8 protein-coding genes and 4 pseudogenes are annotated in these 8,529 nt (G+C 64.3%); 5 read left to right on the top strand and 7 right to left on the bottom strand.

Features of this window, described 5'->3' with window-relative positions:
* Nucleotides 1–104, top strand: a pseudogene (locus ACIQ3B_RS17415) (IS5/IS1182 family transposase); the annotation flags it as partial.
* Between the two features lie 91 nt (nt 105–195).
* On the opposite strand, the gene ACIQ3B_RS17410 reads toward ACIQ3B_RS17415, so the two are convergent.
* Together ACIQ3B_RS17410 and ACIQ3B_RS17405 are read right to left on the bottom strand one after the other, a co-directional pair.
* Entirely contained in the window at nt 196–969 is a 774-nt protein-coding gene (locus ACIQ3B_RS17410; protein WP_397404818.1) for an SDR family NAD(P)-dependent oxidoreductase, read from the bottom strand.
* A gap of 92 nt (nt 970–1,061) precedes the next feature.
* Complete coding sequence (locus tag ACIQ3B_RS17405) at nt 1,062–2,324, bottom strand: hypothetical protein (protein ID WP_397404816.1); 1,263 nt, start codon at nt 2,322–2,324, stop codon at nt 1,062–1,064.
* Between the two features lie 166 nt (nt 2,325–2,490).
* On the opposite strand from ACIQ3B_RS17405, the gene ACIQ3B_RS17400 reads away from it, so the two are divergent.
* On the top strand, nt 2,491–2,742 hold the full coding sequence (locus ACIQ3B_RS17400; RefSeq protein ID WP_397404814.1) for a carbohydrate porin: 252 nt from the start codon (nt 2,491–2,493) through the stop codon (nt 2,740–2,742).
* A gap of 18 nt (nt 2,743–2,760) precedes the next feature.
* On the opposite strand, the gene ACIQ3B_RS17395 is transcribed toward ACIQ3B_RS17400, so the two are convergent.
* Genes ACIQ3B_RS17395 through ACIQ3B_RS17385 form a run of 3 tightly spaced genes read right to left on the bottom strand, consistent with a single transcriptional unit; the run spans nt 2,761 to nt 4,211 of the window.
* Nucleotides 2,761–3,243 carry a chemotaxis protein CheE gene (locus tag ACIQ3B_RS17395; RefSeq protein WP_397404812.1) on the bottom strand — a complete coding sequence of 161 codons (483 nt, stop codon included), beginning with the start codon at nt 3,241–3,243 and terminating at the stop codon, nt 2,761–2,763.
* Nucleotides 3,240–3,830, bottom strand: a complete 591-nt coding sequence (locus ACIQ3B_RS17390; protein WP_397404820.1) for a response regulator — start codon at nt 3,828–3,830, stop codon at nt 3,240–3,242. Before ACIQ3B_RS17390 ends, ACIQ3B_RS17395 begins: the two co-directional genes overlap by 4 nt.
* 27 nt (nt 3,831–3,857) lie before the next feature.
* Nucleotides 3,858–4,211, bottom strand: a complete 354-nt coding sequence (locus ACIQ3B_RS17385) for a hypothetical protein (RefSeq protein WP_397404810.1) — start codon at nt 4,209–4,211, stop codon at nt 3,858–3,860.
* Nucleotides 4,212–4,272: 61 nt separating this feature from the next.
* On the opposite strand from ACIQ3B_RS17385, the pseudogene ACIQ3B_RS17380 reads away from it, so the two are divergent.
* The 3 genes and pseudogenes from ACIQ3B_RS17380 to ACIQ3B_RS17370 form a co-directional block, all read left to right on the top strand.
* Nucleotides 4,273–4,449, top strand: a pseudogene (locus ACIQ3B_RS17380) (IS3 family transposase); the annotation flags it as partial.
* Nucleotides 4,450–4,910: 461 nt separating this feature from the next.
* Nucleotides 4,911–7,451, top strand: a complete 2,541-nt coding sequence (locus ACIQ3B_RS17375; RefSeq protein ID WP_397404808.1) for a helicase-related protein — start codon at nt 4,911–4,913, stop codon at nt 7,449–7,451.
* Nucleotides 7,448–7,750: an RNA-binding S4 domain-containing protein gene (locus ACIQ3B_RS17370; protein WP_397404806.1), complete on the top strand. Its 303-nt coding sequence runs from the start codon at nt 7,448–7,450 to the stop codon at nt 7,748–7,750. The genes ACIQ3B_RS17375 and ACIQ3B_RS17370 overlap by 4 nt, the downstream gene beginning before the upstream one ends.
* Here the strand turns inward: ACIQ3B_RS17370 and ACIQ3B_RS17365 are convergent.
* Both ACIQ3B_RS17365 and ACIQ3B_RS17360 read right to left on the bottom strand, forming a co-directional pair.
* Nucleotides 7,747–8,391, bottom strand: a pseudogene (locus tag ACIQ3B_RS17365) (SDR family NAD(P)-dependent oxidoreductase); the annotation flags it as partial. The gene ACIQ3B_RS17370 and the pseudogene ACIQ3B_RS17365 sit on opposite strands and share 4 nt — an antisense overlap.
* A gap of 11 nt (nt 8,392–8,402) precedes the next feature.
* Nucleotides 8,403–8,529: pseudogene (locus tag ACIQ3B_RS17360) on the bottom strand (IS481 family transposase); the annotation flags it as partial.

Raw genomic sequence — 8,529 nt, 5'->3', positions numbered from 1 at the left:
GACGCCTCAAGGACTGGCGGCGCATCCACACCCGATACGACCGATGCGCACACACCTTCATGTCCGCCATCGCTCTCGCTGCCACCGTCATCTTCTGGCTATGATCAATGAGTCCTGAGCCTAGGCCACAGGCCATGTCTGGAGACGAGGTAGCGCTGGTTAGACAGCACCACCGCCGAGGCGCCACTAAGCGCCCTATCGCCCGCTCTGGCCATCGTCGACGCGGATACAGGCGCCGGTCACGACTTCGGATGCTGGCGACACCAGGAACAGCAGCGTCGAGTCCAGTTGCGCCGGGTCGCCGATGCGCTTGCGCGGGAAGCGCTGGGAGATATCGCCCACCCGCGAAAGCATCCCGTCCATCATCTCGGAGGAAAAAGCGCCCGGCGCGATCGCGTTGACGTTGATGTTGGCGCTGGCCCACTCCACGGCCAGGGCCTCGGTCATGCGCACGACCGCCGACTTGGTGATCGAATAGAGCGCCGCACCGTTACCGCTGTACTCAAAGGCCGCTACAGAGGCGATGTTGACGATCCGTCCCGGCTGCCTGGCGGCCATCAGTCGTCGGGCCACCTCGCAGGACAGGATGTAGGGCGCGCGAAGGTTCACCCCGATCACCCGGTCGATCAGGTCCACCGACATTTTCACCGCGCGCTGGGCGTCCGGTATGCCGGCGTTGTTCACCAGGATATTCACGGTCCCAAGCGCCGCCTCGGCCTGGCCCACGACGGCCAGGAGCTGGTCGGCGTCGGTGACGTCGAGCTCCAGAGCGACGGCCTCGCCCCCTTCAGCCCGGATCTCGGCCGCCAGGGCTTCCAGCCGGTCCAGTCGCCGCGCGGTGAGCGCCACCCTGGCGCCGCAACGCGCCAGCGTTCGGGCGAACCGTACGCCCAGACCCGACGATGCGCCGGTCACCAGAGCCACCTGTCCAGTCAGGTCCGTGGAGACATTCGGGATGGGGTAGGTCATCGGCGGGCTCCTTTGAACGGCGACTGTGCCACGGTCTCGTTAGCCAGTCGCCGTCTTCGTCGGGAACCCGGCCAGCTGCTTGATCGATGATCTTAGGCAGCCTGGTTTGACGTTTCGTCCGGGTTCACACACAGCAGGCCATCTTCGAAGTCGAGGAAGATGTCCATGAGTTCGTCGGGACTGACCGTTACTCGGCGTCCCAAGGGGAACCTGTAGCGCCAGAAGCTCAGAATGTGCTGGACCGCGCCGGACTGCTCGCCCAGCGACATGAACATGTCGGGCGCGGCGAGCAAGAAATCCCGGAAGGCAGTGGGCTGGCCATCCTGCGTGAGTGATGCGTAGGCGTTGTCGTACACTGCGAGCATCCTGTTGACGCCGTACACCGCCTGCGAGATCGCGGCTTCCAGTCGCCTCCGGGCTTTGGGCAGATAGTTACTGGAGTCCGGGGAGCTTAGGCCCCTGGGACGGATAGTCGCGACCTCCTCCAGCACCGTCCCGAGTTGTGGCGTCAACTCATCAAGAACCCATTTGTAGTAGAGAAATCCGCGCCATCCAAAAACACCGTCGGCGTAATCCTTGTCGTTGAGGCGAAGCCCATCCTTCAGTGGGCCGAAACCCTCGTCGGGAGAATTTGACAGAAGTTTATCAACAAGTCTGGACGCTGCTTGCGACGAATCGCCTGCTTTTTCTGAGGAAAGATTTACAAGCGCCGTCACTTGCGCGCGTACAAAGGCGTACATTCTTTCAACGTCGGCATCCGAAATGGCGAAATAGCCGCGTGCCGGCTCAAAGCCATTTCTTTTCAGGTTCTCTCGCAAGAGAAACGGGTCGAGAGAGGGGATTTCGTCGATGAGTTCAAGCACCTGACGATCACGCCGACCGGATCGCAGACCTTCTCCGAACATCTCCTCGGCGGTTTCGTCAAAGTCACGTTGCCCCACCATAACGAAGCGCGCGCCAAGCTTGAGGTCAGCTCCGTCGATCGGCGCCATGATCTTCGTCGCCGTCGCCCGCGGCTTCGAGAACAATTCGAGCTCGTGGGGCCGAATTCGATGCTTGACGATGATGCTGGCGTTGAGAATACGATTCTCAAAAAACGGTCGCGCCTTCAGCGACGGGTCATCCATCGCATTGCGTAGCGTAGCAGCCAGGTTCAAAACGCGCGCGGTCGAGGCCGACTCCTCAAGCGCCACCAGGCTTCTTACGGTGCGCTCTTTCACGGTCTTGCTTCCGGCATATTCGTTTGACCCTGCAGATCGGCCCCGGTCGCCATGGATGGACCGACCAGTTTGGCGCATAATGAGCTGAAACTGGAAACTTCCTTCTAGGTTCGCAGATAAAATCCATTCAATCAAGTCATGCCCCAGCGGAGTACTGCATCAGTTTGAATTGGAAGCGCCGCGCTTTCTATAAGGGCCGCGAGCCTTGGAGATCTGCCCCGCATCGATCTTGGCGAGCACGTCTTCGAAGCTCATGAACGTGGTTGCGATCCCAGCGGCCATCGCAGGGCTCATGCGCAGCTTGAATCGCCCTGAGTCCACACTGACGGCGGGTGTCACCCACGCCTGGCTCTCGACAGCCTATCGTGGCGCCGAAGCCGCCGCCGGTAATCCCATGGCGCTGTCCGAAACCGTGTTCGAACTGACCTATTCGGATCAGTTGACCAGAAATATTCGGATCCAGCCGGATCTGCAGTATGTCCACAACCCCTCGGCCGCGCCCGGAGCACGTTGCGCGATCATAGCCGGATTGAGGATCAATATCGGCTTCTGACCGGTAGGGCCTGGCGAATCAGGCCTCGCCAGCCCGCTTGGCGGTGACGTCGCTCAGACCTTGCAGCACGGTCTTGCGCTGCGCCGCCGTCAGCTTCTGTCCCTGCGACCGCAGCACCTTCAGGGTCGCCAGATGCACGTCGATCGCGTCCCAGTCGCAGGTGTTGTTGCCGCGACTGCGCGCCACCAGTTCGCAGACCGCGCGCGCAGCCTCTTCAAGGCCGGAGTTGGGAAGGCCGCCGCCAGCGTCGATGATCTGCGAGGCGCTTTCGTATAGACGATCAAGTGAGAGCGTGGTGCGGTCGGGATTGCCGGAACCGTATAACTGCTCAATCAGAGCCAGCCGATCATCGATGATCTCCACGCTGGCGTCCTTGAGACTTTCCAGAGCCACAGTGGCGCGTTTGATCGCCTCGCCCGCCGCGATCCCGCCCTCTCCCCTTGGCACCTTCGCCAGTTTCGCAAGCTTGTTCGAAACCCGGATAAACTTGACACCACTCACAGGACTACCTTCGCCGGCTTCATAAGTGCGTTGATCTGATCTTGACTGAGATTCGGCTGGCTGGCTTCCCCCACCTGCCCCTTCAGGTCACCGCTGCGCCGGCCGTCAGTGCCTGCAGGAGGTCCGAGCCGCTTGAAGCGACGATCCGGGCCGGAATATCCGTCGGACTGGACGAACTGACGTTCATCCTGGCTGAGCCAGAACAGACGTTGCAGCAGCACGCGCGGCACCAGTGGCTTGGCGATGGTAAAGTTGGCTCCCAGGTCGCGCCCCTTGGTCACGTCTGACGCCTGGGTGTGCCCGGTAACGATCACGATCGGCACGAAACGCACCGGTTCCGGCGCCTCCCGGCGGATCCACTCGGTCAGCTGGTAGCCGCTCTCACCGGGCATCTGGGCGTCGGTCAGGACAATATCGATCTCGCCGCGCGCAATCGCCTGGCGTGCGGCGGTGGGGCCGTCGGCTTTGATCATGTGGCGGACGCCGAACCCCGAGACCACCTGTGCCATGATGTCAAGGGCGTGTGGGTTGTCGTCAACCAGGAGAAAGTGGATGCTCTCGAGGTTAAGTCGATCCCCATCGAACATTTGCTTCACGCTGGCGCTCCGTTGATCTTACCAGAGTTCGGGGTCGGCATGTGCCGCCGGATCCGAAGCCTTCCCCGCGAGGCGATCCCGAAGAGCCGAAAGATTGACACTCGTCAGGAAACTCTCGGGCAAGCACAGTTCAGAGGGACAGGAAGCGGACGCGAACTTGAATACCTGTGCTAACTCAGCCAGCATTTTGGATAGCAAGTCAACAGCCTGCAATCGCTCGATTACACTGTTTGACAGTCTCTCTAGACCAAATTCAGATATCAACGTTTGGCAATCAATGGCCACAATTGCATTCGCATTCAATCCGCGTGAAACTTGCAGCATCAGTTCGAACAGCGGCAGGCCACCGACCGTTGCGCCGTCCTCGGTCACTGTTGACCCTGCAGGGCCGGGCATAAGAACAGCTCGATCTCATCGTCAATGACCTGGCGTGGCGTCGGGCGGGCGGGCGCTGCTGGACGATATCGCCCGGATCCACGCCGATAGCAGCGGGACCTACGGCTCGCCCAGGGTGCATGCCGTGCTGCGCGGCCATGGCCGTCGCGTCGGGAGATCACGCATCGAGCGGCTGATGCGCCGCGCCGGCTGCCGTCGCTGCGCGCGTGCGCCTTGATGGAAGGCCAGATCTGCTCAATGTAGTCGCGACCCGCTTGCTCCTTGGTAGCGAAATCAATCAGCGACAGCTTAATGATCACGATAATGCTCATGGCGATCAGGACCGGATCCACGAACACACCGCCCACCAGAGCGATTCGGGCCATGATCGAAAGTCGATTGTTCAACGCTGAAAACATCAAAATTCCCCATCAGATCATCACGATGGCGCGCAATCACAACCCTGGGACGACTCAGATCAACCTGGGATCTGTCTGGTAATGACGCGTCAACGGCAGGTATCGGGGCCAGCCCGGCCGAAGATTTTTCTGCGTTCTAGTTAATCAAAAAATTGTTTTGCCATAAGTGCCCGCTAGAGGCGAAGACGCGCTCGGCTGAGGTGTTTGGCGTCGAACATTGCGGCCGCGGTCCAATCCGCCGCTTGCCCGACTCTCCTCGTCATCCCACCTTGAGGTCATGAGCCATCGCCCTACGGGTGCGGCGCCGTCCCGACTGGTGGCGGTGCTGGGTCCGACCAACACTGGCAAGACGCATCTGGCGGTCGAACGCATGCTCGGGCACGCGTCTGGCATGATCGGCCTTCCGCTCCGGCTGCTGGCGCGGGAGATCTACGACCGGATCGTCCGCGCCCGGGGCGCGCGCTCGGTGGCGTTGATCACCGGTGAGGAAAAGATTGTCCCGCCGCGCGCCGTCTACTTCGTCTGCACCGTCGAGGCCATGCCGCTATCCCGGGAGGTCGAATTCCTGGCGGTCGACGAGATCCAGCTCTGCGCCGACCCCGAGCGCGGGCACGTCTTCACCCAGCGCCTGCTGCATGCGCGGGGAACCGCCGAGACCATGCTGCTGGGCGCCGGAACCATGGCGCCCCTCGTCCGCCGCCTGTTGCCCCATGCCGAGATCGTGACGCGGGAGCGGTTCAGCGCACTCACCTATGCCGGTCCTAAGAAGCTCACCCGTCTGCCGCGTCGGACCGCCGTGGTCGCGTTCAGCGCCGATCAGGTCTATGCGATCGCCGAGCTGATCCGCCGCCAGCGCGGCGGCGCCGCCGTGGTGATGGGCAGTCTCAGCCCACGAACCCGCAACGCCCAGGTGGCGCTCTATCAGTCAGGCGAGGTCGACTTTCTGGTGGCCACCGACGCCATCGGCATGGGCCTGAACATGGACGTCGATCATGTGGCCTTCGCCGGCCTGCACAAGTTCGACGGCAAGCGCAGCCGCTTCCTCCACGCCCAGGAGATCGGCCAGATCGCCGGGCGCGCCGGTCGCTACATGACGAACGGCACCTTCGGCGTCACCGGCGAGTGCGACGACATGGATCTGGATCTCGTGGAAGCCGTCGAGAACCATACCTTTGCACCGGTAGTGAGTGCGGAATGGCGGAACTCCCGGCTGGACTTCAGCGCCCTGCCCGCCTTGCTGGGGTCACTGGCCAGACCGCCCGAGCGGCAGGGGCTCAGTCTTGCCGCGGAGGCGCTGGACGAGAAGACGCTGAAGGCCCTGGCCGCCGACGAAGAGGTCGCGTACCGGGCGCGCGACAAGGTGGCGCTCGCCCGCCTTTGGGAGGTCTGCCAGACGCCCGACTTCCGCAAGCTGGCGCCGGACGAACACATCAGCATGGCCAAGGGCTTCTTCCTGCAGTTGACCAGCGGGCGCCGGAGGATCAGTGACGACTGGATCGCTCGCCAGTACGCCCACCTCGACCGCGCCGACGGCGAAATAGACACCCTGGCCACCCGACTGGCCAATGTGCGGACCCTGGCCTATGTCGCCAACCGGCCGGATTGGCTGGGCGACCTTCCCAAATGGCAGGGTCAGTTGCGGGCTTTGGAGGACCGTCTCTCCGACACTCTGCACCAGCAACTGATGGCCCGCTTCGTGGACCGCCGCACCAGCGCCCTGATGCGCGGCTTGAGGGTGCGCGAGGAGATGCTCGCGGGCGTCGCCGACGACGGCTCTGTGACGGTTGAGGGTCACTTCGTAGGTAAGCTGGCGGGCGTGAGTTTCGAGGCCGCCAAGGGAGCTTCGCTCCTTGAGGACAAGGCGCTGAGAGCGGCCGCTCTGCACGCGGTAGGTCCCGAGATCGCCAAGCGCCTCGGCCGATTGGCCGGCGACGATGACGCCGCCTTCGCCCTGACATCGGACGGCGCGGTGCTGTGGCACGGCGCCATCGCGGGCGTGCTGACCGGCGGCGAACCCTTTCGGCCTCAGGTCCGTTTGCTGGGTGAGCTTGGTCCGGAGTCTGCGCGGCAGAGAGCCGGCCAGAGGCTTGAAGCCTTTCTGGTCGCCGAGGCTGGACGCCGGCTGGCGGATCTGAAGAAGCTCGAAACCGCGGTGGCGGACGGCCGGATCAAGGGGCTGGCGCGGGGCCTGGCCTTCCGGCTGATCGAGGCCGGCGGCGTGCTTGACCGGGCAACCGTGCGCAACGAGGCCCGCGCCCTCAGCCAGGTCGAACGTCGCACTCTAAGGGGTCTAGGCGTTCGGCTGGGCGCGTTCTCCGTGTTCATGCCGGGCCTGCTGGGCCCCGAGGCGCGGGTGCTGACCCAGGCTCTAGCCGCGCGCGACGTTCCGGACTGGCGCCCGGCGGCGGATCAGCCCGGGCGCACCCCGGCGCAGACGCCGTCGCCGCGCGCCCTGGCCGCGTTCGGCCTGCGCCTCGTGCGCGGCTGGGTGGCTCCGGTGGTGCAACTGGAGCGGCTGGATGAATTGCTGCGCGCCGGCGTCGGAAAAGGCGGCGCCATGATCCTCTCCCAGCCGGCCCAGGCCGAACTGGGCTGGACCGACGAGCAGGTTCGCGAAATCCTCAAGGGCCTGGGCTTTGCCGCGGTGCGCAAGCCCGGCGAGCCGGTCGCCTGGCGTCGACGGGCCGAGCGTGACTTCGCCGTGGAGAAGCGCCCGATCGTGGCGCCCGATTCCCCCTTCGCCGCCCTGGCCGCGCTGCAAAAGGAACCAGCGCCCATACAGCGTTCGCGACGTCGCCGCCGGATAGCCAAGGCGTGAGCGAGGGCGACACCTGCCGCGCCGACCTCTGGCTCTGGCGCGCCCGGTTCTTCAAGACCCGCACGTTGGCGGCCGAGTTCGTGGAGAAGCGCCGCATCCGCCTTACGCGGGGCGGGCTTGAATCCCGCCTCGACAAGCCCGCGCGACCGGTCAAGGTCGGCGACCGGCTGGTGTTCGCCCTCGGTGGGCGTGTGGTGGCGATCGTTGTGGAGGCTCTGGGCGAACGCCGCGGTCCGGCGGAAGAGGCGCGCAGGCTCTACTCGACGCTAGGTGGAGATGGAGACACTCCGCCGCTCTAACCTGCGACGTAGGCCCCGCCATTGGCATGGATCACCTGGCCCTGGACGAACTGCGCGGCCGGGCTGAGCAGGAACTGAACCACGCTGGCGTAGTCGGAGTCCTGGCTCATCCGGCCCGACGGATTGGAGCGGGCGGCGCGCTCGAAAACCCGCGCGGCGGCCTCTTCGCCGCCCACCATCCCGGCCACCGAGGTCGTGGCGACCAGACCCGGTGCGACCGCGTTGATACGGATGCCCCGCGGCGCCAGTTCGGCCACGAAGTAACGCATCAGGCTCTCGGCCATCGCCTTTCCGACGCCGAGTGCGGCATAGTTTGCAGACGCAGTCTTGGCCCCGGCGCTGGAGATCAAGACGATGCTGCTGCCCCGCGACAGTTTCGGCAGGGCTTTGCGAACGAGGTAGAACAGTGACAGGCCGTTGACCTGCATCGCCTCGCCAAACCGCTCAATGTCAGCGTCCAGCAGCGACGTCGGGTAGATCATCGCCGCACTGTGGACGATATGCAGCGGCCCGCCATCGTCGGGGAGACCCTCCATCAACCGTCCGACGTCGTCGACATTGCCGACATTGACCTGAACCGTGCTGACCCGAGCGCCGGTGGAGACCAGTCGCGCCGTTGCGGCCGTCGCCGCTGCCGCGTCGGAATGATAGGCTAGGTGTTCAGTCCCGAGGTCAAGTGGACCGGATCGAGCCGGAAGCGGTGGGGTTCGTTGGCCCAAGCTGTACAGATGGCTTCGTAGGGTGTGAGGCCGCGTAAGGTCTTCAGCCGCCTGGCGAAG

This window comes from Phenylobacterium sp. (genome assembly GCF_044358365.1).
GTDB lineage: Bacteria > Pseudomonadota > Alphaproteobacteria > Caulobacterales > Caulobacteraceae > Phenylobacterium.
Note: the sequence above shows the minus strand (reverse complement) of the source record. Positions and strands in the feature narration are given on the sequence as shown.